Raw genomic sequence first — 26,282 nt, 5'->3', positions numbered from 1 at the left:
TAACCCTCCTATAAAGTATAGATTTTGGTGGATTCATCTCTAGTTGCAACATCTAGGGAGAACTCCTTCCCAACCTCCACCCCCTCCATTTTAAGAACAGATACAACTGTTTCATGGGCAAGGCATGGGTAATTATTAGTATCACTTAAGTGTCCTAATAAAATATTCTTAACTTTAGAAGTTAAAACCTCAAGAATAGCTTTTCCTGCGTTTTCGTTAGATAGGTGACCCCTATCACTTAACACTCTTCTCTTAAGCTCATATGGATATGGTCCTACCTTAAGCATATCAACATCATGGTTAGACTCAATTAAGAATAGGTCCGAATCCTTAAGATTCTCCCTAATCGTATCTGTAACATAACCTATATCTGTGGCTATGGTAATCTTCTTACTGTCCTTAATAAAGCTATATCCAGAGGCCTCTGCAGCATCATGTGGTACTGCAAAAGGATTAACAGTAATATCTCCAATCTCAAATGCTCTACAATCAGAGAATACCTTAATGTTCTCATCTGAAATATTTCCAAGGGAGCTGTGCATAGCCTCCCATGTATTATTATTTGCATATATAGGAATATTATACCTCCTTGATAATATTCCTGCACCCTTAATATGGTCTGAGTGCTCATGTGTAATTACTATTCCATTAATTAAATTAGGATCTATATCTCTGCTTTTCATAGCAGTTTCTATTCTTTTTCCTGAAAGTCCTGCGTCTATTAATATTTTCGTCTTATCACTTGATACATATAGACAGTTTCCGCTACTTCCACTATATAATGAACAAAACTTCATCTAAGTTCTCCCCTCTTATGCTTGTCTACTCTTAGTTAATATTTATTATCATAGCATGTAGATAAATTCCAAACAAATACTTTTTAGCAAATTTCAATTTCCATTTAAAGCCTATTAACCTAGATAGGGTGTTAGTTGAAGTAATTTTTTAATGGAAGTATAATTGGTATTAACAGTTTATTAGTAGGATAATTTTATTTTGAGGAGGATACAAATGAGTATTTACGATGAAGCTCTTAAATTCCATGAAGAAAGTAGAGGTAAGCTTGAGGTTGTTCCTAGGGTTTCTATAGAAACTGCTGAGGATTTATCACTTGCATATACACCTGGGGTTGCACAACCTTGTCTTGAGATTGAACGTGATCCGTCACTTGCATATAAGTACACTAGAAAGTGGAACACTATTGCGGTTATTTCTGATGGTACAGCGGTTTTAGGACTTGGGGATATTGGCCCACTTGCTTCACTTCCAGTTATGGAGGGTAAGTCTATATTATTTAAGAAGTTTGGAGATGTTGATGCAATTCCTATACTTCTAGACACTAAAACAGTTAGTGAAATTGTTGATGCAATAGTGAAGATAGCTCCTACATTTGGAGGTATTAACCTTGAAGATATTTCTGCACCTAGATGCTTTGAAATAGAAAAGAAACTTAAAGAAAAGCTTAATATTCCTGTTTTCCATGATGATCAACACGGAACAGCTATAGTTACACTTGCTGCTGTTATTAATTCTATGAAGATTACAGGTAAGAATCTTTCTGATATGAAGATTATAGTTAATGGTGCTGGAGCAGCTGGAGTATCAATTACTAAGCTACTTCTTTCATCAGGAGCTAAGAATATTATACTTTGCGATAGAAGCGGTGCTATATCTAAGGAGCGTACGCTTACAGGATATAAGAAGGATATTGCTGCTATTACTAACCCTAACAATGAGTCAGGTGACCTTAAGACTGTTATGGTAGGTGCAGACATATTTGTTGGAGTATCCGCACCGAATACGGTTACCCCTGATATGGTCCGCTTAATGAATAGAGACCCAATAATATTTGCCATGGCAAACCCAGTACCTGAGATTTTCCCTGAGGATGCTAAAAAAGCCGGCGCTAGAATAATCGGAACAGGACGTTCAGACTTCCCGAACCAGATTAACAACGTTCTTGCTTTCCCTGGAATATTTAGAGGGGCACTAGATGCTGTTGCAAGTGACATTAATGAAGAAATGAAGGTTGCTGCTGCAGTTGCAATAGCCGAATCTGTAGCTGACCACGAATTACGTGAAGATTATATTATACCTAAGGCATTTGACCTATCTGTTCAAAAGAGGGTTGCAGAATATGTGTATAAAGCTGCAATTGAAAGTGGAGTAAGTAGATTATAAATTTATAAATTAATCCCCTGAGAATATAACTTTTCAGGGGATTTTAGTTATTTATTAAAATATTTCTCTCTTATTTTAAGTGCTACGTTTACAAGTAAAATAAGTACAGGAACCTATACCAACAGCCATAGCAATAAAAATCCATAGCGTTAAATACCTATCTAAAAAAGATAACTTCTTAGTTAAAGTTGACAGTTTATCCTCCCCCTTAATTAAATTTTTAATGTATTTATTCTATTTTTTAAGCTAATTACTTTCTCTTCTATTAACTTTGCTGTTTTAAGGAATTCTTCCTCTCCCTTACCTGTTGGGTCCTCTATTCCCCAATCTTCCATATAAACATTAGGAACAATAGGACACATAACGTTACATCCCATTTTAATTACAACATCTAAATCGGGTATATCATCTAGGGTCTTAGAATAATGATTCTTATCCATATCTACCCCATATAACTTTTTCATTATCTTAACCCCATCACTATTTATTCTGTCTACAACCTCAGTACCTGCAGAATAACTCTCAAAGCAGTCACTTGCTAATAACTTACCTAATGCCTCTGCCATCTGGGATCTACACGAATTATGTACACATATAAAACCAACCTTAATCATTAATACCCCTCCTAGCTACAACATCCACTATCTTTTTTACAAATACAATTATCCGTATCAGTTATTATATTCATAAGAAATAATGCTAACTTATTTGCATTATTTAAATTAAGTCTATAATAATTCCAAGTACCCTCTTTTCTAGTTAAAACCAATCCACATTCACTTAAAACCTTCATATGCTGTGATAGTGTTGGCTGTGTTAATTCAAAAAACTCAAGAAGCCCACATGCACACTTTTCCCCACATGAAAGCATATCAATTATTTTAAGCCTATTAGAATCTCCTAGTGCTTTAAATATCTTTGCATTTATATCATAATTATTATTCAAAGTATCACCTTATTTTTATATTACACAAATAAATATAAATACTTTTCTATATAAAATCGATACACTCCTTATATATTAAAGATATTAGTAGTTTAACATAGACACCTCTCTATATTAATACTCTAATTACATTTTATATTATCATATAATGAAATAGCATTAAGGTGATATATATTCCTAATCTATATATTTTTAAAAATAAGGTTTAAATATTAGTTTTTAGGCTATAATTATAGATATTAGATTATAGGAGATGATAACATGGACAAGCAGACTAAATGGGATTCTAGATACTTAGATAAGGATTTTTTACTAGAAGGCCCTGATAGGTTTTTAATAGATAGTTTATCTCTACTTTCTAAGGGAAGTGTGTTAGACCTAGCCTCAGGTGATGGTAGAAACTCTATATACCTTGCTAAGAATGGATTTAATGTTACTGCTGTTGATTTTTCAATTGAGGCACTTAAGAGACTTGAGAAGTTTGCTAATAATGAAGACATTACAGTAAAAACCGCTCTTTGTGATATTACAAACCCTAAGAAGCTTAGCTTTTTAGGTAAGTTTAATAATATATTAATTAGTCACTATAAGGTAGATGATAATATTTTACCTACACTAGAAAAAATGCTACATAGTGGAGGAAGTCTTATTTACTACACCTTTAATGAAGAACACCATAGGGCAACAGGATTTAATCATAGGTTCTGTCTTAAGAAGAATGAACTTAAAGATAAGCTTAACTTAACCCTTAGTAAATATGAATCTATTAAGGTTATAGGAGATAACTCCTCAATAGGGTATTTAGATGGATATATATTTACAAAATAACTTAAATTACCAATTATTAAGGATTAAGTTGACAACATTCGATTATTGTAATAACATGTAGTTACGGATAATCGTTATTACTTAACAAAATTATATTTTAGGGGAGATGGTATTAATGAAATCACTAAAAGGAACTCAAACAGCCAATAATCTAATGAAGGCTTTTGCTGGAGAATCACAGGCAAGAAACAGATACACTTTTTACTCAAAGGTTGCTAGAAAAGAAGGCTATGTTGAAGCAGCTAACTTATTCCAAGAGGTAGCAGATCAAGAATCACAACACGCTAAGATATTCTTTAAACATCTAGCTTCAGACCTTAATGGAGAAAGCGTTACTATCGAAGCTAATTTCCCAGTATCACTAACAGATTCTACAGCAGTTAATCTTAAGTCTGCATCAGATGGAGAAAACGAAGAATGGTCTGATTTATATCCTACATTTGCTAGAGTAGCAAGAGAGGAAGGCTTTGAAGCAGTAGCTAAGTCATTTGAAGAAATTTCAATTGCTGAAAAGTTCCATGAGGCGAGATTCATGCATCTTCTTAAAAATATTGAAGAGGGTACTACATTTCACAGAGACTCAGAAGTTATGTGGAAGTGCCAAAACTGTGGATACGTTCACTCAAGCGCTGACGCTCCAGAAGTATGCCCAGCTTGTGTACATCCACAAGGATTCTTCCAAGTATTCACTCTTAACTAAACACAAATAATCTTATAAGACATAATAGGGGCTTTTCAAATTGAATAAATTTGAAGAGCCCTTCGTTTTTGAGGTATTAATCCGATAAGATAGTGCAGCCTACTCTGACCGCGTCTGGGATTTTTCCAAGGGTCATACTATGCTGCACTATCTTATCATGAAACTTACCCCATAGATTGAAGGGAGTAAAATTTATTCTATTTAGTAAGGGGTGAGGGATAGATTTGGGGCTTTTTTGTAGAGTTACCCTTTAGGGTAATTAGCGTAGCTTAATTTACTTTGATTCTATGATTTTCTTCATCTACATCATAAAGCTTATCCTATCACTATAATATTCCTTAAACTTTACCCGAAGAGCAACCTCTTAGTTGGCAGTGTAAAATTCTATGAATTTCTTTCCTTTAGCCTTTAAGGTTACTTCTTTATTATCATGTGTAAATGTATGTGATTTTATATTTTCGTTGGTACTTATACCATAATAAACAAAATAGGTTTTCCCTTTAATATCTACTAATTCTACATCTGATGTTTCATCAATATCATTAGCTTCATAGGTTGTTATTTTCTGATATTTTAATTTTCCGTTATCTAAAATAGTATAATCTGCATATCCAAAATGGTTCACTTCCATACTGTCTTGCAAACTAAATGTTATAAATAATAGATTTCCCTTTGATTTCTCCATATGGATTTTAAAGTTACGTATTTCATTATTAAATAAACCATTACATACCTGTTTTATATTGTTATAAATCTGGTCTTTACTAATCTCATCTTTATGTGACTGGTATTTAAAATACTCTACTGTACCAAAAATTAATATTAATGCAGCAATTAAAATTACTATGCTTATTTTAGTAATTTTTTTCATATATACCTCCATAGAAGCCTTATTTATTTCTTGTTGTAATCTGGATCTGTAGTAAACACCTCTATGAAAGCTTTGCCCTTTCCTTCTAGGTTTTTATCTATTAATTTGTTTTCATATTCCATTTGAACTGTTTGGGCTTGGGTTTTTCCATTAGGGTTTATTCCGTAGTATACATAGTAGGGTTCCCCCTCTGTAAAACATAGATTTTTTTGTCCTGACATTTTATCTATGTTTTTGTCTTCAAATTGGTTAATTTCTGTTCCTTCACTTTTAAGCTTTCCACTGTCTAGTATTGTATAGGTTGCTCCTCCAAGGTAGTTCCATCCATCACCATTTTTAAAGGTACACATAACAAACAATTTATTCTTAACTACCTTCTCCATTACTATTTCAAGGTCAGTAATATTTTCTTTGCCAAGGAGTTTACATGATGCTAATATATCTTCTTTTATATGTGATTTTGGTATAGCCTTTGCCTCTCCATTGTATTTCATAAAGCTTAGAACCCCTAGAAATACTACTCCCATTATTAATAATCTTATTAGTCTTCTTTTTTCCATAACTTCCTCCTATCAAAAAAAGATGCTAACCCTAGGGTTAACATCTTTAGTATTGTATTAATTTATATTATTCATTAATTCTTTTAATGCTAGCTCCAAGTGCTGTAAGCTTATCTTCTATATGCTCATATCCTCTATCAACATGTACAAGATTTGTTACCTTAGTTGTTCCACTAGCCACAAGTCCTGCAACTACCATTGCAGCTCCTGCTCTAAGGTCAGTAGCTTCAACTTCTGCTCCAGTAAGCCCTTCAACACCAGTTATCTTAGCTATTTTGCCGTCAACTTCTCCAATAGCTCCCATTTTTTGAAGCTCACCAATATGTCTAAATCTACCTTCCCAGATGCTTTCATTAATAGTACTTACACCTTCTGAAACAGCAAGTAGTGTAGACATTGGTTGTTGTAAATCTGTTGGGAATCCTGGGTATGGAAGTGTTTTAAGGTTAATACTCTTAGGTCTTCCCTCACAGGTAACTCTAACTGAGTCTTCCCCCTCTTCAACATTAATACCCATTTCTAGAAGCTTAGCTGTAATTGACTCTAGGTGCTTTGGAATAACGTTCTCAACTGTAACATCTCCCTTAGTAATAGCTCCTACTATCATATAAGTTCCCGCTTCTATTTGGTCTGGAATAACAGAATAGTCGCTAGCAACTATCTTGTCCACTCCCTTTATTTTAATAACATCAGTTCCTGCACCCTTAACGTTTGCTCCCATTGAATTAAGGAAGTTAGCAACGTCAACAATGTGAGGTTCCTTAGCTGCATTTTCAATAATTGTAGTACCCTCTGCCTTAGTAGCAGCAAGCATAATATTAATAGTAGCTCCAACTGAAACAACATCAAGGTAGATATTTGCTCCTCTAAGTCCATTTTCAGTATATGCCTTAATTACTCCATCTTCTACTGTTACAGTAGCTCCCATTGCTTCAAATCCCTTAATATGCTGATCTATTGGTCTTGTACCAATATTACATCCTCCTGGGAAAACAACTTCTGCTTTTCCAAACTTTGAAAGTAGAGCTCCAATAAGATAATAAGAAGCTCTCATTCTCTTAACTTCATCTCTAAGTGCAAGATGGGACTTAATACCTGATGGATCTATCTTCATAGTTCCAGGGGCTCTCTCAACAGTAGCTCCTAAATTTCCAATTATCTGCTCTAAACAATTTATATCTTCTATATTAGGTAGGTTATCAATTGTACACGTTCCACTATCTGCAAGTATAGCAGCTGGTAGTATCGCCACTGCAGCATTTTTGGCTCCACTGACCTTAACTTTACCAACTAGCTTTCTTCCACCTTCAATAAGTAATTTCTCCATATTGTACCCATCCTTTTCTATTCTAGCCTAAGTAAATTAGACGTAATCTTCGCATTTTATTACTATACATAACTATACTTTGTTATTATAACATTTAATATTCCTTAATTAAACCTATATTTTCGCTTTTTTCTATGGCATATCTTTACAACATTCATATTTTCTTAATAGTTTTTTTTGATAAAAACTATTGAAAAAACTTATAATATAGTAGATAATGGTTGAGGGGTGATATAATTTGGATTTTAAACAAATAGAAGCGTTTGTAAATGTAGCTAAATACAAAAGTTTCTCAAAGGCAGCAGATGCTATTTACCTGTCACAACCAACCATTAGCGCACATATTGCGTCACTAGAACAGGAATTAGCTATAACACTATTCGATCGTAATGGTAAGGACATAAGACTTACCCACGGCGGATCATTATTTTTAGAATATGCTATTAATCTTATTAACATTAGAAATACTGCAATAACTAATCTTGCAGACTATAATAATAAAATTGCTGGAAAACTTACTGTCGCCTCAAGTACAGCACCATGTAGATTTATTTTACCTAAATTAGTTAGTACATTTAGAAGGTCACATGGAGATGTAACTTTTGACATCAAAGAAGAAAGCACAAAAAACGTTGTTGATATGATAATTGGCGGGGAATCTGAAATAGGTATAGTAGGTGAAGTCATTAAAGATGCTAGACTTAAGTATACAAAAATTTCAGATGACAACTTAGTACTTGTAAGTAATTGCGACTCTTTACCTAGCGATTTAGAGCTAGATGATTTATATAGCGAAGTATTTGTTCTTCGTGAAAAAGGTTCAGCTACTAGAAGTACTTTCGAATCAGCACTTGAAGCTAATGGACATACTCCAAACAAGCTTAAAGTATTAGCTGAGGTAAGCTCACTAGAAGCTGTTATCCAATTTGTAAAAAACGGAACTGGAATATCAGTTGTATCAGAACTTGCATGCGAAGATTATATAGCATCAGGTTTAATTAAGAAACATACTGTAAAAGGATTAGATATATCAAGGGATATTTATGCTATTGTTCATAACAAGAGAACATTATCCCCTGCATCTAAGGCGTTTTACAAACATATAACAAACGAAGAATAAAACACGCTTAAGGGTGTCTCCAATTTTAATTGGGGGCACTCTTTTTTTGGAGTTTGTAATATGTAATGGGTATTTAAAATTTTGTGCCTTAGACTTTCTTGGAGGAATCCAAAACGCGGTCTGCCTAGGATACAATACCTTATCTATACGAAACTTAAACAAAGCACCTGCTATTACTTCTAATGCCTAAACCAAACTTAAAAAGGCCCTTAGAATTTTATTCTAAGAGCCCTACACTTTATTTTTCTTTTTCTTTAAGAATTTTATCAAGTATTACTATACCCTTTCCTTGGGTATGTTTATTTTCGCCTATGCTTTTTGTGCCAAGGCTTAGAATTGAGCGTATGTCTTTCGGAGTTAAGTCTCCGTAGCGCTCTATTATAAGTGCACATATTCCAGCTATAATTGCAGCTGATATACTTGTGCCACTCATATTCATAACTCCTATTGATTCTTTTTCTAATATTTTATCCTTAGGTAGATATAGTACATCTGATTTTAAACTAACTATAGAGTCACTTAATGATACTATGTCAGGTTTAGTATAATCACTTTTCGTTGGTCCCCTAGATGAATACTCACATATTTTAAATTCGTTATCTACTATTTTACATCCACCAACTGTTATTACCTCTTTATATATTCCTGGTTGGCCAATACTAAATGAGGTTGGTCCATTGTTTCCTGATGGGCATATAATTGTAATATTTTTAGAATGAAGATAACATATTGTATCATATAATGGATTCACCCTAAGGTCTGGCATATCCTTGATTTCAAAGGGTAATAATAATACCTTCATGTCAGGTGTTGATGCGTAAATATCCTCTATACCCTTAAGTATGTTCGACAAGTATCCTTTTCCGATTTTATCAAATGCCTTAGCTACTGATAGCTTAGCATCTGGAGCTATTCCTCTTGCATAATCAAAGTTCGATGCAATAACTCCACTTAAATATGTTCCGTGTCCAAAGTCGTCATAGGGCTTATCTCCTCCCCCTATAACGTCTTTAAAGTATTTAATAGTATCCTGCTTCTGGGTTAGTCCCTTGTGGGGGTAGATTCCACTATCAACAATTCCTATAGTTACATCTCGTCCACTTATGTTAAAACTTCTGCTAACATCTATGGCCAAAGCCTTTCCTGCCTTATGCATGCAAAGACTTCCCTTATGATCATAATACAAGGATTTTACCTCAGGCAAAGTACTAATCTTATCTATAGAAGTAACAGGCACAGCTGCACTAATCGTCTTAGTTATTACATATTCATGTGTAACAACAGCTCCTGCATAACGTAACTTCGTCTTTATATTTTTAAGATCCCCCTTATAACATATTAAAACAGGCAGTTTTACTCTAGCACCTGTCTTCGCTAGGGGCTTTAAATATGGGTCTATTTTCTTTTTTAAATTAAAGGGCCACATACATACCACCTATATATTGATGCAATATATATTATATGCTAAGAAAATATTTATGTTACATGCCCTATTCTAATTTAAGTGAAAGACCCCCTGTTAATATATCCTCACATAATATAAAATTGTCTCCAATTTTATATTCTATTTTATTGTCTTCCTTAGTAGTAATAATTTTTTGACCTTTACTTTTTTCTAGGAAAACCCCATCATTAAGCACTCCAATAGGACATTTGTCATGATAAAAGTAAACCTCAGTTATAGGCTGAGTAAACCCCTCCATAGTTTTTATAACAACAGTTACGCTACGCTTCCCTAATGTATCAAAGGTGTATTTATAAACCAGTGGATTATGTAAATAAAAATACACTAGAAATACAATACTAAATGTAATTACAACCTTCGGAATTATTGTTGTTACCTTCCTGTGAAATAAGAATAATAAGCATATTAATGACGTATATAGAATAAACTTAGAAATTTCAAAAACCGTAATATTATATATATCAAAATTATATAAAAAAACCATTACTATTGCTGCAAAGAAAATATAATAAAGATAGCTCCATTTTAACCTTATAATGTGTAGCACCTCCCAAATAAATTACACAAACCAAAATATCCTTATTAATATTATCGAAAATAATTTCAAATTTCCACTATATAATTATAAAAATTAACAATAAATATAGTTTTTTATAATAAAAGAATCAATTTACATAAAAATAAGCCTAAAAAGGCTCCCAGTATAATTTAATTATGGATTTTGTACAACTAATCTAATGGTGTGCTATTTGGCTTATTATCTAAATAACCCTTATATTAAGTTATGAAAATCAAACTAATTCGTTAAAAAAGTGTGCCTAAAAAGGCACACTTTCAAATTGTTTACAAATGGGTTTTATAACAGGCCGTACACTTTGTTAACAGCCTGAAAATATATTTATCTTTCTACTAACTTCATAGGGTCAATACTAACTCCATTAGATCTAATTTCAAAGTGTAAATGGGGTCCTGTTGATCTACCCGTATTCCCTGACTTTGCAATAATTTGACCCTTATGAACCTTCTCTCCTGCCTTAACTGTTAAAGCGCTATTATGGGCATACAGGGTCTCATACCCTCCTACATGCTTAACAATAACACACTTACCAAAGGTACCCTTATCTCCAGAAAAAGTAACTTCTCCACCCTCTGAGGCTACAACAGGCTGACCAACATTAGCTGCTATATCAACTCCCTTGTGACTCTTACCCCATCTAGCACCAAAATATGATGAGAATGGACCTTTAGTAGGTACCATAAATATAGGATTTTTAGAGTTTACTCCCTTAACAACAACCTCTTCAACCGGCTTCTTACTAACAGCATCCTTTGTTACTAAGGTCTGTTCTAAGGTGTCTCCCCTATATGTATATTCAGAGACAATAACCCTCTGACCATCTTGCCCCTTCTGAAGAACCTTAGTCTCAGAAGGCTTCATAGCTGAACTCTTTAAAACCCTAGTCCCATAATTAATAACCTTAACTTCCTTCTTAGAAGTGGTCTTAACCTCAAGCTTTGCAGTTTCTATAAGTCTTTCTACCTGTTCACGTCTAGCCTCCTCACTACTAGGTGAAGGCTCCTTGTATACCTTAGTAGAGGCTGGTTTATTCTTATCAATACTATCCTTTCTAGCTATGTATTCTTCAAGGCTATTAAAATTTAGTCTTGAAACAATAGAGTTAACCCTCTTATAAGTGTCATGGTCCATATTCATAATAAAGACCATAGCAAAAACAGTAACAAACAGTGCGATTAAAGCAATTAGCTTCTCAAAAATTCCTACACCGCTTCTCCCTCTTCTACTTGCCATATAGTACATCACCTTTCATCTTAGTGTATAAATAGTATTTTCCCCAAAAATTTGATAATTATTACATAAAATAAAAATAAAAACTAAATAAACATTAAATTATTAAAAAGTAAAATTAACTAGCACCCTCCATTACTTTATATAGAGTAATACCATGTCTTTGGGAAACACTACTTTTAAAAGGTTTTTATACTCACTGTTTTTTTCCTTTATTTATATTTGCTTTTAACATACAATATATATTAAGAAGTCATAGATTTTTTATGGCTATAAATTATATTGCAAATTAATTTTTAGGGGGTATCTTTATGACTAGAAAAGACGCTATTATTCTTGGAGTTATAACAATTCTAGCTTCTGCATTTATGTTCTGTTACTTTTCAGGATTTAACAAGGAATTTATTCTTTGGTCAATTGCGGCTACAGCACTAACTCTTGGTGCATTTGGATTTGTTGCTTATAAAAAGGGTATATTCTCAAACCCTAACAAGAAAAAATAATTCAACAAACAACAAATTAACAAATAAGGAATATATGGTTATTACTATATATTTACATAATTATTGAGTGTGTTAATTTGATTTGTTATAATGTATACAGCCTTTAATTTTTAAAGTGAATTAGGATGTGATTACATGTCAAATATAAAAATTAGCTTAAAGTCACCAGGGTTTACACCTGTTGATAATACTTTCATAGATAATTACTTAAAGGATATACGTGGAGACTTTCTAAAGGTATATCTTTTTTGTTTAAGACAAGGCTTTGCAGAAAGACAGGTTAACACCTCCTATATTGCATCATGCCTTAATATGCTTGAAACAGATGTATATAGAGCATTTGAAGAACTGAATAATCTTGGGCTATTAACCCTTGAAAACACAGGTCATATTGAAGTCAACTCACTTTCGCAAAAACGTGATACTGAGATACCCTTCGATAATAGGCTTCGTGACATGCTACTTGAAATTGAACAAGCCCTTGGCCGTTCACTTTCATTTAGAGATGTAGATATATTTAAATCTATTCTTTCAGATTACTCACTAAGTCCCGAGGTTATAACCATACTTGTTGAGTACTGCATCTCTAAGAATAAGCCAGATACTAGATATATGGAAAAAGTGGCACTTGGATGGCATGAAGCAGGGGTTAGAACCCCAGATGATGCTATTAAGCTTATTGCTGATTACGATAAGAAGTGGAACAAATACAGAGAAATACTTGGTTTCCTTGGAAAAACAGGAGCTGATGTTACGAAGCCTCAAGAAGATATGTTTAATAAGTGGATTTATGTATATAAATTCCCTAGTGAAGTTATCTTTAAGGCCTGTGAACTATGTATCCTTAAAACCAATGGAACAAACCTTAACTATATAGATAAGATCCTTGCAGATTGGCATAAAAAGGGAGTTAAAACCTCATTAGATGTTGATGCCCATAAACAAAAAGGATTTGTTAAATCTCCTTCTCCTGCCTTTGAGCCGCTTAAGAAGGATGAGTATAGCCACGATATGGCAAAAATAAGAAAACAACTTTTAGGGTTAGGTGATGATTAATGAAGTCTATTGCAGGTGAAATACTAGAAGAATATGAAGCTTTAAGAAACAAACACAAGGATATTCAAACCCAAAGAACAGAGGAAGTATATTCTAAGGCTCCTGTTATCCGTGAAATTGATAGAAAAATTGTTGCTACTGGCTTTGAAATAGCAAGTAATATATTTAAGCTGTCTAAGGAGGGTATAGACCCTGAGGAGTATATATCATATAAGAAGGCTGAAATTGAATCACTAAAAAGAGAGAGGGCAGTTCTACTTACAGAAAAAGGCTACTCCCCAAACTATCTTGACCTTGAATTTACATGTGAAACTTGTAAGGACACAGGTTATGTAGGGGAGAAAAAGTGTAACTGCTTTAAACAAAAACTTATTAATAAATACTTTAAACAATCAAACATTACAAATGTTATTCAAAGAGAAAACTTTAATACATTTAGTATAGATTTTTATAGTACAGTAAAAAGTGAAACATACGGTAAATCACCTAGGGATAATATGATGGTTATTTTCCCAAAATGCGTTGATTACTGTGAAACATTTAATTCTATAGATACTAACCTTTTATTCACTGGCAGTACAGGTCTTGGAAAAACATTCCTATGTAATTGTATATCCCGTGAAATACTTAGAAAAGGTAAAAGTGTTGTTTATAACACAGCCTCTTCACTTATAGATATTATTAGAAATATTAAGTATTCAGATGAAGATAAGTCAAAACTAGATTATATTATGAACTGCGATTTATTAATTATAGATGATCTTGGAACTGAGAATATAACCCAATCCTCCCAGGGAGAGATATTTAACATACTAAACGAAAGACTTCTTCTTCGTAAAAAAGTTATAATTTCAACTAATTTAAGTCTTGAGGAGCTTCAAATGAAGTATCATCCAAGAATAGTATCTAGAATAGTTGGTAGCTTTGATATATGCGAATTCTTTGGTGAAGATATTAGAATAATTCAAAATTCCCATAAGGTTAAATAAAAAAGGGATGGTATCCATCCCCTTTTTTTTAGCTTTTATTTGTTATATGAAGCGTAGTTCTTCTTTGAATAACAACTTGATTTTCCACTTTTGCTTCCACATGAATTATTTGATCCACATGAATTTTTTACTACATGTCCATTACTTGGTGGGCAGCAATGTGCTCCTTGCATAGGCTTATCCCAGCAATCATATCCACCATAATAATCATCCTCTATATGGTATCCTCCACACTCATCTTCGTAGCAAACCTCACACTCACATTGAGTATATGGTCTAATTTCTGGATTATATTCTGGACAAGGGTTGTAACCTCCTCCCCCATTTCCTCCAGGTCCTCCAGGTCCTCCGTAGCAAGCACCGCAATTTCCACCTCTAGTATCTATAACTGTTTCCTTACCAGTAACAGCTCTATTAACAATTATTTTATAGCATTCATTTTGATTTTCACAAATATCAAATTGATAGAAACCTTCACAGTCAGTAATTGTGTGTGCTACACCTTGATAGAACTTTCTTCCCTTATCACAAACAACTCTAACAAGTTTTACTAAACTATTTGCTATTGGCTCACCTTTACAATTTAAAACTTGTCCCCAAAGTCTCTTAGATCTAAATTCCTCAACTCTAACATCTGCTCTGATTTCAGCACTCTTATCACACTTGTCTAGACAGATATCAATTGAATTTCCTAATACACCTGAGTTATTAAATTTTTTCATTTTAAAATCCCCCTATATAATTTATTTATTAGCTAACAGTTGCAACTACTAAAAATGCCATATTAACAGTTGCCCCTCTCGGATCAACCATATCAACATCAACATTTTCTAGTATGGAACTAACTTCAATATTAGTGTTTTTCACATAATCTGAAGGTAACATTATAAAGGTACTAAAAGGCATATAACAATGGGTTGAGTGTATAGCCTGATCGACTACATCCGCTGTATATTCAATGCTTATATTAATACAGCCATGAATAACTAACTTATTTCCACTTAGCTGTTGTCCTTCATTTGATACTGACTTAACAGTGTTAATAACATAGCTATCATCGATAACTATATCTACAACAACATCATTTACTTCTTCAATATCTGGTTTTTCACATGGAACCTGACAGTATTTGTCTAGAACTAACTGCTTAAAAGCTGAAATTGCTGCCTTAACTTTATAGCAATCTCTGTTACTTTCTTTTGTACCTGTGACCCTATTCGGCAACACGTAGTTAAATATAGCATAGGCACAATTTTCAATATAACCTGAACATGACCCTGACTCTACTATAACTTCATATACTACTGTTGTTTTTCCGCCTGGCTCTAGTGAACCTATATTTAAACCTAACTCTAGATCTGCATCTTGAACCACTACTCCATTTACTTTTAAGCTATCCTCTACAAACTGTACAGAATCGGACATAATATCCTTTAATACTATGTTAACCGCCTCTACTGTTCCTTTGTTTTCCACCTCTATTTTATATACTATTGTATCTCCCTTTTGAACTTCTTCCTTGTCTGCCATTTTATCAACATAAAGTTCTGCACTCTCTACTAATATACTGTTAATATTAGTTTCCTTAGTGTCTATTTTAGTTAACCCATCCTCTGGGTCAACATAGGTAAATGTTACTGTTGCTTGATTATTTACAGTTTCACCAGCTTTAGATACAATTCTTGCTTTAAAAGTTAAATACTTTGTAGCTCCTACTCCAACTGTGCCTATATTAACTCCCTTTAGTATGCTTTCACCTAATAATTTAAATCCATCAATTTCAACACTATCTTCAATAAAATCAATATCTGGACTTAGTAGGTCCTTTACTGTTACATCGTTTATAATTACACCAGTAGTATTTTGAATCTTAATAGTATAGGTAGCTATGTTGCCAACTATTATTTGATCCACATTTGAATACTTACTTAAACCTAGTGGTCCAATCATATCTACTCCTCCTATTAAATCTTTTCAACGTTTACAAATAACATTACACATTTGTGAACATGCCTTTCATCTAACATTCTTGCCTCTACACATTCTACATAAGGAACTACGTTTAATTTATTTCTCTTAATTAAATCGCAGGTTCTTTCCCCATCAATTGTTTCAGGTAATATTACAAATAGACTTTTTACATTTTCATAATGAGCAGCATGTACTGGTTGAGTACATCTATCTGCAACATAAGTTAATTTTTCTTTAATTCTTAACTTTACAATAAGCTTATACCCAGTTAAATTTTGTCCTTCGTTTGAAATTCCCTTTTCTGTTTCTATAAGCTTAATACTTTCAACATTAACACTTACTAGAGCCTTTAGTACCCTTTCCATATCAGGCTTTTGATCTGGAATAGTTAGTATTTCATTTATGATCTCTTCTTTAAAGTATTTAACATTCTGTGGTAAGGACTGATTTGGTGAATAATCTTGTCTAAAAGACATGTTACCTTCCCCCTTTTAACAAATATCTGCCATAGTTAATAGTGTTACGTTTCCAAATAAACATCTACAATCTTGTTGTCTTACATATATATCTTCAACATATATCTCTGGAGTAACTATGCTAAGACCTCTAAAATCCTTAGGCATTACTATATACTCACAAAATGGTATTATTACATGAAAACTATGCATACTTTGTTCTTCTTCTAGTGCTACATATACAACCTTTACTGTTATATCTCCCATAACTAGTAATTTGTATCCTGTAACTTCTTGACCTTCCACTGAAACACCAGTTGGAGTTTTAACTACTTTATACTTTACAATTTCCTTGTCTACTACAACCTTAACAACCTGCTCTATATCTGGCTTTTGAGGAGGTACACATAAGTTAACATCAATTGTTGATTGCTTAAAACTTGTGCTTTCTTTCATAAAGCAGCTATTAGGTTCATAAATATCTATTCCCTTGTACTCTATAAGGTCCCTAATAAAATTATCCATGTCTTTTCCTCCCATATATAAAATTAGTTATTTTTAATTTGAGGGGGGATATCCCCCTCAAATAAGCTATTTAGCTTTTCCAACTAACAACAACATAACACTTGCAGAAATAGTTCTTTCATCAATCATATCCACATCAACTTTTTCTATAATAGATGAAACATCAATATATTGACCTATTTCATAATTTTTTGGCATTATTATAAACTGGCTAAATGGAACTTCAAAGTGAGCTGAGTGTATAGCCTGATCCATAACACATGCTGTATATTCTAAACTTATCTTTAATCTACCGTGGACAATTAATTTATATCCACTTAGTACTTGACCTTCATTTGAAGTTATTACAGGTGTATTTATTACATAGCTGTCATCAATAATAACATCTACAACAATATCATCTGCACTTTCCATATCTGGTTTTTGACATGGTATTGTAAATAACTTATCAATAGACATTTGCTTAAATGTTGATATATTAAGCTCTACTCTAGCTGTTACCTTATCAGTTACTCCTTCACCAAAAGTTTTATCTGATAGTACATATTCATAAGTTGCATATGCAAGGTTATCTCCATATCCACTACATGATCCACTTACAACCTTAGCTTGATACTCAATAATTACTTCTTCTCCAACCCCAATTGTGCCTATATTAACTCCATCATCAATTGATTGTGCGTTAACCTTTACTCCATTTATCTTTAAGCTGTCTGGAACATACTCTAGACTACTTGGCACTTCATCATAGAATACTACGTTAACAAGTTCTGTATCTCCAGTATTAACCAAACTCACCTTGTAATTTATAGTGTCTCCTAAGGATACAACACTCTTATCTGCTACTTTTGATATAGTTAGCTGTGGTTTTTCTAAAATTATAGTTACTTCATTACTATTAGTTTGCTCAACTCTTTCTTCACCATCAGGTGTAATTTTAAATGTGAATACTCCTGTTGATATATTCTTTACTTCAGAATTTGTTTTGTTAACTATTTTAGCTTCAAAAGTAACTACCTTTGTTTGTCCAACCGCAAGGGATCCAATGCTAAATCCTGTTAAAATGTTATAGTCAGGATATGGGAATCCATCTACCTTAACTGTTCCCTCTACAAAGTTTAAGTCTGGCTCTAGTAAATCTTTAACAACTACGTCATCAAGATTTACTTCCCCAGTATTTGTAGCTACAATTGTATAAGTTATAACATCTCCAACTGCAGCAACATCTTTACTTGCTGACTTAACAAGAGTTAACTCTGGTATAACATTATCTATTACAACTTCATTAGATATAGTTTCCTTGCTAACAGGTGGCTTTGTAGGGTCTACTGTATAGGAGTATATAGCCTTAGCAGTATTTGTTATAGGGTCTGGCGCATTGTCAAGAACAACTACCTTAAACTGAATAGTTACAGTTTCCCCTGGTAGAACTTGACCTACATTAATTCCTACCCCTGGATCTTCTAGTGGTTTATTTACACCGTCTATAATAACGCTTCCAGCAACAAATTCTACTCCAACTGGTAAAACATCACTTAATACTAAATTAATTGGTGTATTACCTGTATTCTTAGCACTAACTGTATACGTTATAATATCTCCAGGTGTAGTTACCTCTTTGTTTGCACTCTTAATTAGATTTTCAGGTAGTATTTCTCCATGAAGTATATTAACTACTGTTTCATTTGAAGTACTACTTGCATTAACTGGTGGCTTTGCAGGGTCTACTATATAGTTAAACTCTGTAGATGCTGTATTTAAAACAACATCACTTTCAGGAACAGATACAACTAAAACCTCAAACTCTACTATTACTGTTTGCCCTGGATTAATATTACCAATTGGTACTCCAGACTCTGGGTTAGCCCCTGGACTTGGAACCCCATCAATAGTAACTGTACCTGGTACAAAGCTTGTGTCTGCCTGTAGAGCATCTGTAAATACAACATTATTAGCTACAGTATTACCTGTATTAGTTATACTAACTGTATATTTAATCGTATCTCCTAAATCCTTAAATTGATTATCTACAGATTTCACCATTACTAATGCAGCAGTATTTATTTGAGTTTCAACAGTATTAGTAACAGCTGGCTCTCCCACAACTGGTTGCCCTGTTGGGTCAACTATAAAGTCGTAGTTAATAACCCCTGTGTTTTGCACTGGATTAGTTGTTGGTACAACATCCCCAACCAAGACACTAAACTCAACTATAATAGTTTGACCTGGGTCTATATCTGGTAAATCCATACTTGGATCTGGATTCGCTCCTGGAACTGGAACTCCATCTATTAACACACTACCTGCTACAAATGTTGTTCCATCTGGTATTAGATCTGATAACACTACATTTTCCGCCTTTACATTCCCTTGATTAGTAATAGCTATTGTATACTTTATTGTCTCCCCTAGGTCAGCATATGCCTTATCTACAGATTTCACCGCTACAAGTTTTGCAATTCTAACCTCTGTAAATACTTCATTAGAGAAAACTGTTGGAGCTATAAATGGAGCAGTATCTTCTGGATCAACAAAGTATCCATAGTCTACTTCACTTATATTTGGTATTGGATTAGGTGTTGGCACAGCTCCGTTAACTTGAACCTGGAAGGTTACTACTGCAATACCTCCTGGCGGTATATTAGGAACTGGTACTCCTACACTAGGATCTCCCCCTGGAACCAATACTCCATTTACAAATACACTATTTGGTACAAGTGTAGTACCTGCTGGTATAGGATCTGTAAATACTACATTTACTGCATTTACATTTCCAGTATTCCTAATAGTACTTGTATAAGTTATAACCCCGTTTACTCCTACAAATTCTTTATTAGTAGTTTTTGTAACATCTAAAACAGCTATATTAACTTGTGTGGTTACGCTATTTGAGCTGTCACTTCCACCTACAGGTGGCTGAGCCGGATCTACTAAATAGGTGTAGTCTGCACTAGCTTGATTTACTAATGGATTAGGATCTGGAAGAGTATCTCCTATTAGAACCTTAAAGGTTACTGTTACAGTTCCTCCTGCAGGTATATTTCCAAGATTAATTCCAACATTAGGGTCTGCTCCTGGTGTTGCTACAGCATTTATAGTTACACTTCCAGGTGCAAATGTTGTTCCACTTGGCACAATATCAGTTAAAACAACCCCTAAAGCTGTGGTATTTCCTGTGTTAGTTACGCTAATAGTATATTCTATTTCATCTCCTGGCTTTGCATAAGATTTATCTACACTCTTAACAATATCTAAACTTGCGTTACTTACAGTTGTCTCCACAACATTAGAATCTGGACTAGTAGCAGATGTTGTACCTCCTGCTGGGTCAACCCTATATTCATACTGTGCAAATCCACTATTTAAGAATGGATTCGGAACCGGGAAGGTATTACCTACTAAAACCTTAAATGTTACTACAACACTTGCTCCTGGAGCTATTGTTCCAACATTTACCCCAACACTAGGATCTTCTCCTGGCTGTGGTACTCCCCCTACCGTTACACTTCCTGGTACAAATGTTGTTCCACTTGGTATAGAGTCTATTAATGTTACATTTTCAGCATCAACATTACCTGTATTAGTTATAGTTAGAGTATATTCAACCTCTTCACCAAAGTCTGCATACGCCTTATCTACAGCCTTTTCAACTGTTATATCAGCATAGTTAACAGTAGTAAATACTGTATTACTATCAATTGGTCCTTCAGTAATGTCAGGCCCTGCTGGATCTATTCTATAATCAAATACTATACTTGCAGTATTTGGTATTGGGTTTGGATCTGGTACTACATCCCCTATTAATACCTCAAAAGTTACAATCTTAATTTGAGATGGTGAAACTCCACCAATGTTATATCCTAGAGACGGATCTGCACCAATTTGTGGTACTCCATCAACAGTTAAGCTATCTGCTACAAATGTTGTTCCACTTGGAATAATATCCGTTAAGATCACATCTGTTGCATCTGTATTTCCTGTATTTTCTACTATGATTGTATAAGTTAATACATCTCCCCTATTAGCAAACTGAGTATTAACTTGCTTAGATATTACAACGCTTACTAACTTAACAAGAGTTGTAACTTCATTAGATGGAGTAGTTGGTCCATCAATAGGATCAAGGTCTGGGTCTGTTCTAAACTGGTAATCTACACTTGCACCGTTAATAATAGGATTTGGTACTGGTAAAACGTCCCCTACTTGAACCTCAAAAGTTATTGTTCGTGGAACACCTGGTGACACTGTTCCTATATTAACTCCCGTTTCAATGTTTTCTCCTGGTGCCGGTACTCCATCAACAATTACACTACCTGGTATAAATGTTGTACCACTTGGAACTATATCTGTAATAGTTACATCAAGGGCATCTGTATTACCTGTGTTATTCACAGTAATTGTATATAATAGGGTATCTCCTACTTCTACAAATGCTTTATCTACAGCCTTTGTAACTTCTAAAGTAGCAACATCTCCCTGTTCAATTACTAGAGTTTCTACCGTATTACTTGTTTCAGTTGGTGCTGTAACAAGCGGTCCAGTAGGATCTACCTGATATTGATAATCTACAAATGCACTATTTAGCATTGGATTCTGCGCAGGTAATACAAGTGGAGCTGTAACCTGGAATACTACTACTACAGTTGCTCCTGGCGCAATATTAGGAAGACTTATGCCAGTTGCAGGATCTGCCCCTGGAGCTGGAACCCCATCAATTATTACACTACCTGGTACAAAAGTACTATCAGGTGGAATAATGTCAGTTACAACTGTATTTTGAGAATCAACATTTCCAGTGTTAGTTATATTAACTGTATAGGTTATTACATCTCCTAGGGTTACTACTCCTAAATCAACCGCCTTAGTTATATCAAGCTGTGCATGATTTACTTGAGTTGTAACTACATTAGATTGACTTGGTACTGCTGTTACTGGTGTACCTAATGGGTCTACTAAATAGTCATAATACGTTATACTACTATTTGGTATTGGATTAGGAACCGGATTTGCATCATTAACTGTAACTTGGAAGGTAACAGTTACCACTCCTCCAACTGGTATATCAGGTAATGGGAACGGAACTGATGGGTCAAGTCCTGGTTGTGGTGCCCCATTAATTGTTACACTACCTGGTACTAGTGTTGTTCCTGCTGGTATTAAGTCCTCAAACTCAACATTAATAGCAGTTGTACTTCCTACATTTTCTATATCAACTGAGTAAGTTATTACTTCACCCCAGTCAGCAAAATCCTTATCAACACTCTTTGTAGATACTAAAATAGCCCTATTTACTAAGGTCTCAACAGTATTTGAAGTAGATGTTGGTGCAATTACTGGTGGTGTACCTGGCTCTACTACATACTCATAATCTGCACTTGATGTGTTTTCAATTGGGTTAGGAGTTGGTATAGCACTATCTACTATTACATTAAACGAAACTGTTACTGAACCTCCTGCAGGTATGGTTCCTATATTTACTCCTACCTGTGGGTCTGCCCCTGGTTGAGGAACTCCTCCAACAATAACACTACCTGGAACAAATGTTGTTCCACTTGGTATTGAGTCAGTAAATACCACATTTTCTGCATCCGTATTTCCAACATTAGTAATAACAGTAGTGTAAGTTATTACACTTCCGAAATCAGCATAGTCATCACTAACACTCTTTACTAGATCTAACTGTGCATGATTTATTTCTGTAACTACAGTGTTACTCGGCGTTGTTGGCTTACCAGGATAATCTAATAAAGCAGTATTATCCACTTGAGTTGGAATCGGAAGAGTACTATCTACTGTAACCTGGAAGGTTACAACTACGCTGCCTCCTGGTGGTATATCTGGCAGAGCAATTCCAGCCTGAGGATCTGCTCCTGGCTGAGGAGCTCCTGCAACAGTAACACTTCCTGGGACAAAGGTTGTTCCTGCTGGAATAGTATCTGTAAGAATTCCTCCAGTAGCTGTTGTATTACCTGTATTAGTTACAGTAATTGTATAGGTTAAGGTATCTCCAATATCTGCAAAGGCTAAATCTACAGATTTAACTGGTGTTAATATAACATCGTCAATCTGAGTAAAAACAGTATTTGATAGTACTGGTGGCCCTACAACTGGAGCTCCCTGTGGGTCTACTAAATATTCATAGGTTGCATCACTTGTATTTGGTATTGGATTTTCAGGTGGGAATCCATTATCTACAGTAACGCTAAAGGAAACTGTAACACTTCCTCCTGGCAGTATATCTGGTAGAGGGAATCCTACACTTGGATCAAATCCAGGTTGAGGAACTCCATTTATAGTTACACTACCTGGTACAAAGGTTGTTCCTGCTGGAATTGCATCTATAAAGTTTACATTAGTAGCTGTAACATTACCTGTATTAGTAATTACAGTTGTATAAACAAGAGTTTCTCCAAATTGAGCTACTGCCTTATCTACACTTTTAATAGCCTCTAAAATAGCCTGATTAATCTGAGTTGTAACATCATTAGATATGGCATCTGGTGCAGTAACTGGAGGATCTGCTGGATCTACAAAATACTGGTAACTAGTTGAGTTGTTATTAACTATTGGATTAGGATTTGGTATAGCATTGTCAACTGTTACCTGGAAAGTTATAAGTCTACTTCCTCCTGGTGGTATATCAGGAATACTTACTCCTAATGAAGGGTCTGCTCCTAACTGCTGTACTCCGTCTACAAATACACTGTCTGGTACAAATGTTGTTCCAGTTGGAATTAAATCCGTAAATACTATATTTGTAGCAGTTGCACTTCCTGTATTAGTTAATACAGTACTATAAGTTAAAGTATCTCCTGGTTCAGCAAATGCTAAATCAACGCTTTTAACTGACTCTAATACTGCCCTATTAACTTGAGTAGTTACTATATTAGTATTTCGTGAGTCATCTAGCCCATAGTTGAAATCTATTATAGCCTCGTTAGGAATTGGATTTGGATCCGGTATTGTATCAACAGTTACCTGGAAGGTTACCTGTGTACTTTCTCCTATAGCAAGATCTGGAAGACTAACTCCTACTGATGGATCTGCTCCTATTTGCTGCACTCCATCTACAAATACACTGTTTGGTACAAATGTTGTACCACTTGGTATCGCATCTAATAGTGATACAGAAGTTATGTCAACATTACTTCCTAGTCCATTAACAACATCTATTGTATAAGTTAATACATCTCCAACATCAGCAAATGCTTTATCTACTGATTTTGTTGCCTGTACATCAAGTGCAAGTACGTCTACCTGAAGACCTACTGCATTTACCATGTATGCATCTCCTTGCGTTGCTAATCTAATTAGCGCACTTGTTTGAGAGTTAGCTACCTCTGGAGACACATCTACATTTGTAATATCCCACCCCTGTCTACCAGGAGATAACTGGGTATTAGTAAACGGATCTCCATTAAGTGTTCCAAATGTTCCTGTAGTATCAATTGTTCCTGAATCATTATTTATCTGAGAACCAAAGAAATTATTACTTGGATTGTTAGGTCCTGATATTGTAGTAAGTGACCCTGCATCAGGTCCAAACTGTACAAAATCATTTGGTATTGATGGGTCTCCTTCTTGAGTACTTAAAAGTAGGTTTGCCTGAACAGCACCACTTGGTATAGTTTCAAACCCATCTATAAATATATCCACCTGAGGCGATTCAGGAGCAATTACAAGTTCTGCCCCAACCCATAGATTCATTCCTCTTTGTGGAAGTGCTGGGTTTTCGTAAATAACTGCAAGTGTCCATCCTGCGTGGTTTGTAGATGTTGTTTGGTTACTTATAGGCGCAACAAGACCTGGTACTGACTCAAGTGAGTATACCCCTGGTCCAGCTGCCTGAATTATACTTGTAACATCTGCTGTTCTACTATACCAGTAGTTAGTTGTTGTAAAGAAGTTTGGAATGTCAACTGTGAAAGTAGTTTCTCCACCTGTAGCTGGGTCAGGTGAAATAGCAACAGGCGGCTGTCCTGGCGCAGTAAAAATAACTGGATCATCAATTACACCAGAAAGGTCCTGACTAACAGGAGGTGGTAGTGGTATTACTGATGTGTCTTGATAATCATAGGCATAATTACCCCCCCAAATAAGCTCTGCATATAATACAGTGCTACCTGGAGGTATTACAAGTGTAGCTTCAGAACCATTTTGTGTATAGTTTAGTGTTGTTCCCGGGGGAAATGTAGGCACCTGTAGTAATGTGTCTAAAGATGTAAATGCACCTATACTATTATTAGGCCCCGCCTGATTAGTATCTAATAATTGACTTAGTCCTAAGGTGTTTCCTGTAAACGTCATTGCGCCTGTAGTTTCAACTGAATATCTATTAACTATTGCCATGGCACATCTCCTTTCCTTGCTATTAATATAGCAAGAGATCTGTAATGTTTTTGGTATGCTACATTGTATTCCTCAACATTTTTTTTGTTACTAAAACATTTTATGGTTAAATAACAAAAACAAAATTGTCTAATACTAATCTAATAACCTATAATTTTTATAATTATGAGTCATAATGTCTACCTAGACAATTATTCAGTAATATAGAAGTATGTTAAATAATTTAAATCTGTTACTAACTTGATTAAAAACCAATAAAAAAGGTGTAGATAGTATGACATTTAAAACGTCATACTATCTACACCTTTTTTAAAACTTAAATCTAATTATTAATTTTTATTGTAACTATATGTATATATACACATATAATAAATTGTTATAATAAAGTATACCTATTATTTACATTAAAAACCTTTAGCCTAAGCCAGATTCCTTTTAGTCAGTATAAATTAAAGGTTTTTAGAAATAAAAAAATCCTACCTCATACGAGATAGGATTGGAGCCGGCAATAGGATTTGAACCCACGACCTACTGATTACAAGTCAGTTGCTCTACCAACTGAGCTATGCCGGCACAAATGGCGACCCAGAAGGGGCTCGAACCCTCGACCTCTGGCGTGACAGGCCAGC

At 34.4% G+C, this 26,282-nt stretch carries 21 protein-coding genes and 1 tRNA gene; 7 read left to right on the top strand and 15 right to left on the bottom strand.

Annotated features, from left to right (window positions below; translation table 11 throughout):
* Window positions 1–8: 8 nt before the first annotated feature.
* On the bottom strand, window positions 9–797 hold the full coding sequence (locus tag RR539_RS05575) for an MBL fold metallo-hydrolase (RefSeq protein WP_332473327.1): 789 nt from the start codon (window positions 795–797) through the stop codon (window positions 9–11).
* Window positions 798–1,011: 214 nt separating this feature from the next.
* On the opposite strand from RR539_RS05575, the gene RR539_RS05570 reads away from it, so the two are divergent.
* Window positions 1,012–2,181, top strand: coding sequence for an NAD(P)-dependent malic enzyme (locus RR539_RS05570; RefSeq protein WP_332473328.1), 1,170 nt, complete (start codon window positions 1,012–1,014; stop codon window positions 2,179–2,181).
* A gap of 212 nt (window positions 2,182–2,393) precedes the next feature.
* Here RR539_RS05570 and RR539_RS05565 read toward each other — a convergent pair whose 3' ends face one another.
* The gene (locus RR539_RS05565) at window positions 2,394–2,795 is read right to left on the bottom strand and encodes an arsenate reductase ArsC (protein WP_332473329.1); all 402 of its coding nucleotides are present in this window, start codon (window positions 2,793–2,795) and stop codon (window positions 2,394–2,396) included.
* Window positions 2,796–2,806: 11 nt separating this feature from the next.
* On the bottom strand, window positions 2,807–3,127 hold the full coding sequence (locus RR539_RS05560; protein ID WP_332473330.1) for an ArsR/SmtB family transcription factor: 321 nt from the start codon (window positions 3,125–3,127) through the stop codon (window positions 2,807–2,809).
* Between the two features lie 261 nt (window positions 3,128–3,388).
* On the opposite strand from RR539_RS05560, the gene RR539_RS05555 reads away from it, so the two are divergent.
* Both RR539_RS05555 and rbr read left to right on the top strand, forming a co-directional pair.
* On the top strand, window positions 3,389–3,955 hold the full coding sequence (locus RR539_RS05555) for a methyltransferase domain-containing protein (RefSeq protein WP_332473331.1): 567 nt from the start codon (window positions 3,389–3,391) through the stop codon (window positions 3,953–3,955).
* Window positions 3,956–4,070: 115 nt separating this feature from the next.
* Window positions 4,071–4,655 carry a rubrerythrin gene (rbr, locus tag RR539_RS05550; protein WP_332473332.1) on the top strand — a complete coding sequence of 195 codons (585 nt, stop codon included), beginning with the start codon at window positions 4,071–4,073 and terminating at the stop codon, window positions 4,653–4,655.
* A gap of 364 nt (window positions 4,656–5,019) precedes the next feature.
* Here the strand turns inward: rbr and RR539_RS05545 are convergent, their stop codons facing one another.
* The 3 genes from RR539_RS05545 to RR539_RS05535 all read right to left on the bottom strand — a co-directional run bounded on the left by RR539_RS05545 (window position 5,020) and on the right by RR539_RS05535 (window position 7,413).
* Entirely contained in the window at window positions 5,020–5,526 is a 507-nt protein-coding gene (locus RR539_RS05545; protein ID WP_332473333.1) for a hypothetical protein, read from the bottom strand.
* A gap of 23 nt (window positions 5,527–5,549) precedes the next feature.
* Window positions 5,550–6,086, bottom strand: a complete 537-nt coding sequence (locus RR539_RS05540) for a hypothetical protein (protein WP_332473334.1) — start codon at window positions 6,084–6,086, stop codon at window positions 5,550–5,552.
* A 67-nt stretch (window positions 6,087–6,153) separates the two neighbouring features.
* Window positions 6,154–7,413 (bottom strand): UDP-N-acetylglucosamine 1-carboxyvinyltransferase, encoded by a 1,260-nt coding sequence (locus tag RR539_RS05535; RefSeq protein ID WP_332473335.1) that lies wholly within the window; start codon window positions 7,411–7,413, stop codon window positions 6,154–6,156.
* Window positions 7,414–7,651: 238 nt separating this feature from the next.
* Between RR539_RS05535 and RR539_RS05530 the strand changes: the two genes are divergently transcribed.
* Window positions 7,652–8,533: a selenium metabolism-associated LysR family transcriptional regulator gene (locus tag RR539_RS05530; RefSeq protein WP_332473336.1), complete on the top strand. Its 882-nt coding sequence runs from the start codon at window positions 7,652–7,654 to the stop codon at window positions 8,531–8,533.
* A gap of 238 nt (window positions 8,534–8,771) precedes the next feature.
* Here the strand turns inward: RR539_RS05530 and RR539_RS05525 are convergent, their stop codons facing one another.
* From RR539_RS05525 to RR539_RS05515, 3 genes are all read right to left on the bottom strand, one after another.
* Window positions 8,772–9,959, bottom strand: coding sequence for a S8 family peptidase (locus tag RR539_RS05525; protein ID WP_332473337.1), 1,188 nt, complete (start codon window positions 9,957–9,959; stop codon window positions 8,772–8,774).
* Window positions 9,960–10,023: 64 nt separating this feature from the next.
* Entirely contained in the window at window positions 10,024–10,236 is a 213-nt protein-coding gene (locus tag RR539_RS05520) for a hypothetical protein (RefSeq protein WP_332473338.1), read from the bottom strand.
* Between the two features lie 660 nt (window positions 10,237–10,896).
* The gene (locus RR539_RS05515; protein ID WP_332473339.1) at window positions 10,897–11,808 is read right to left on the bottom strand and encodes a M23 family metallopeptidase; all 912 of its coding nucleotides are present in this window, start codon (window positions 11,806–11,808) and stop codon (window positions 10,897–10,899) included.
* 308 nt (window positions 11,809–12,116) lie between these two features.
* Here RR539_RS05515 and RR539_RS05510 point away from each other — a divergent pair, with 308 nt between their 5' ends.
* The 3 genes from RR539_RS05510 (at window position 12,117) to RR539_RS05500 (ending at window position 14,353) form a co-directional block, all read left to right on the top strand.
* Window positions 12,117–12,308, top strand: a complete 192-nt coding sequence (locus RR539_RS05510) for a hypothetical protein (protein WP_332473340.1) — start codon at window positions 12,117–12,119, stop codon at window positions 12,306–12,308.
* 135 nt (window positions 12,309–12,443) lie between these two features.
* Window positions 12,444–13,364, top strand: coding sequence for a DnaD domain protein (locus RR539_RS05505; RefSeq protein ID WP_332473341.1), 921 nt, complete (start codon window positions 12,444–12,446; stop codon window positions 13,362–13,364).
* Entirely contained in the window at window positions 13,364–14,353 is a 990-nt protein-coding gene (locus RR539_RS05500; RefSeq protein ID WP_332473342.1) for an ATP-binding protein, read from the top strand. The genes RR539_RS05505 and RR539_RS05500 overlap by 1 nt, the downstream gene beginning before the upstream one ends.
* 35 nt (window positions 14,354–14,388) lie before the next feature.
* Here RR539_RS05500 and RR539_RS05495 read toward each other — a convergent pair whose 3' ends face one another.
* From RR539_RS05495 to RR539_RS05470, 6 genes are all read right to left on the bottom strand, one after another.
* Entirely contained in the window at window positions 14,389–15,075 is a 687-nt protein-coding gene (locus tag RR539_RS05495) for a hypothetical protein (protein WP_332473343.1), read from the bottom strand.
* A 28-nt stretch (window positions 15,076–15,103) separates the two neighbouring features.
* Window positions 15,104–16,303, bottom strand: coding sequence for an SPOCS domain-containing protein (locus tag RR539_RS05490; RefSeq protein WP_332473344.1), 1,200 nt, complete (start codon window positions 16,301–16,303; stop codon window positions 15,104–15,106).
* Between the two features lie 14 nt (window positions 16,304–16,317).
* Entirely contained in the window at window positions 16,318–16,800 is a 483-nt protein-coding gene (locus RR539_RS05485; protein ID WP_332473345.1) for a hypothetical protein, read from the bottom strand.
* A 15-nt stretch (window positions 16,801–16,815) separates the two neighbouring features.
* On the bottom strand, window positions 16,816–17,304 hold the full coding sequence (locus RR539_RS05480) for an SPOCS domain-containing protein (RefSeq protein ID WP_332473346.1): 489 nt from the start codon (window positions 17,302–17,304) through the stop codon (window positions 16,816–16,818).
* Between the two features lie 66 nt (window positions 17,305–17,370).
* Window positions 17,371–25,653 carry a DUF7507 domain-containing protein gene (locus RR539_RS05475; protein ID WP_332500241.1) on the bottom strand — a complete coding sequence of 2,761 codons (8,283 nt, stop codon included), beginning with the start codon at window positions 25,651–25,653 and terminating at the stop codon, window positions 17,371–17,373.
* Window positions 25,654–26,150: 497 nt separating this feature from the next.
* Window positions 26,151–26,226, bottom strand: a tRNA-Thr gene (locus tag RR539_RS05470).
* Between the last annotated feature and the right edge of the window lie 56 nt (window positions 26,227–26,282).

This window comes from Clostridium sp. (assembly GCF_036639235.1).
GTDB lineage: Bacteria > Bacillota > Clostridia > Clostridiales > Caloramatoraceae > Clostridium_AB.
Note: the sequence above shows the minus strand (reverse complement) of the source record. Positions and strands in the feature narration are given on the sequence as shown.

Bases quoted from the DNA above. Each gene is read 5' to 3' on its own strand.
- RR539_RS05575 (WP_332473327.1), bottom strand. From the start codon at position 797: ATGAAGTTTTGTTCATTATATAGTGGAAGTAGCGGAAACTGTCTATAT.
- RR539_RS05570 (WP_332473328.1), top strand. From the start codon at position 1,012: ATGAGTATTTACGATGAAGCTCTTAAATTCCATGAAGAAAGTAGAGGT.
- RR539_RS05565 (WP_332473329.1), bottom strand. From the start codon at position 2,795: ATGATTAAGGTTGGTTTTATATGTGTACATAATTCGTGTAGATCCCAG.
- RR539_RS05555 (WP_332473331.1), top strand. From the start codon at position 3,389: ATGGACAAGCAGACTAAATGGGATTCTAGATACTTAGATAAGGATTTT.
- rbr (WP_332473332.1), top strand. From the start codon at position 4,071: ATGAAATCACTAAAAGGAACTCAAACAGCCAATAATCTAATGAAGGCT.
- RR539_RS05545 (WP_332473333.1), bottom strand. From the start codon at position 5,526: ATGAAAAAAATTACTAAAATAAGCATAGTAATTTTAATTGCTGCATTA.
- RR539_RS05540 (WP_332473334.1), bottom strand. From the start codon at position 6,086: ATGGAAAAAAGAAGACTAATAAGATTATTAATAATGGGAGTAGTATTT.
- RR539_RS05535 (WP_332473335.1), bottom strand. From the start codon at position 7,413: ATGGAGAAATTACTTATTGAAGGTGGAAGAAAGCTAGTTGGTAAAGTT.
- RR539_RS05525 (WP_332473337.1), bottom strand. From the start codon at position 9,959: ATGTGGCCCTTTAATTTAAAAAAGAAAATAGACCCATATTTAAAGCCC.
- RR539_RS05520 (WP_332473338.1), bottom strand. From the start codon at position 10,236: ATGGAGGGGTTTACTCAGCCTATAACTGAGGTTTACTTTTATCATGAC.
- RR539_RS05515 (WP_332473339.1), bottom strand. From the start codon at position 11,808: ATGGCAAGTAGAAGAGGGAGAAGCGGTGTAGGAATTTTTGAGAAGCTA.
- RR539_RS05510 (WP_332473340.1), top strand. From the start codon at position 12,117: ATGACTAGAAAAGACGCTATTATTCTTGGAGTTATAACAATTCTAGCT.
- RR539_RS05505 (WP_332473341.1), top strand. From the start codon at position 12,444: ATGTCAAATATAAAAATTAGCTTAAAGTCACCAGGGTTTACACCTGTT.
- RR539_RS05500 (WP_332473342.1), top strand. From the start codon at position 13,364: ATGAAGTCTATTGCAGGTGAAATACTAGAAGAATATGAAGCTTTAAGA.
- RR539_RS05495 (WP_332473343.1), bottom strand. From the start codon at position 15,075: ATGAAAAAATTTAATAACTCAGGTGTATTAGGAAATTCAATTGATATC.
- RR539_RS05490 (WP_332473344.1), bottom strand. From the start codon at position 16,303: ATGATTGGACCACTAGGTTTAAGTAAGTATTCAAATGTGGATCAAATA.
- RR539_RS05485 (WP_332473345.1), bottom strand. From the start codon at position 16,800: ATGTCTTTTAGACAAGATTATTCACCAAATCAGTCCTTACCACAGAAT.
- RR539_RS05480 (WP_332473346.1), bottom strand. From the start codon at position 17,304: ATGGATAATTTTATTAGGGACCTTATAGAGTACAAGGGAATAGATATT.
- RR539_RS05475 (WP_332500241.1), bottom strand. From the start codon at position 25,653: ATGGCAATAGTTAATAGATATTCAGTTGAAACTACAGGCGCAATGACG.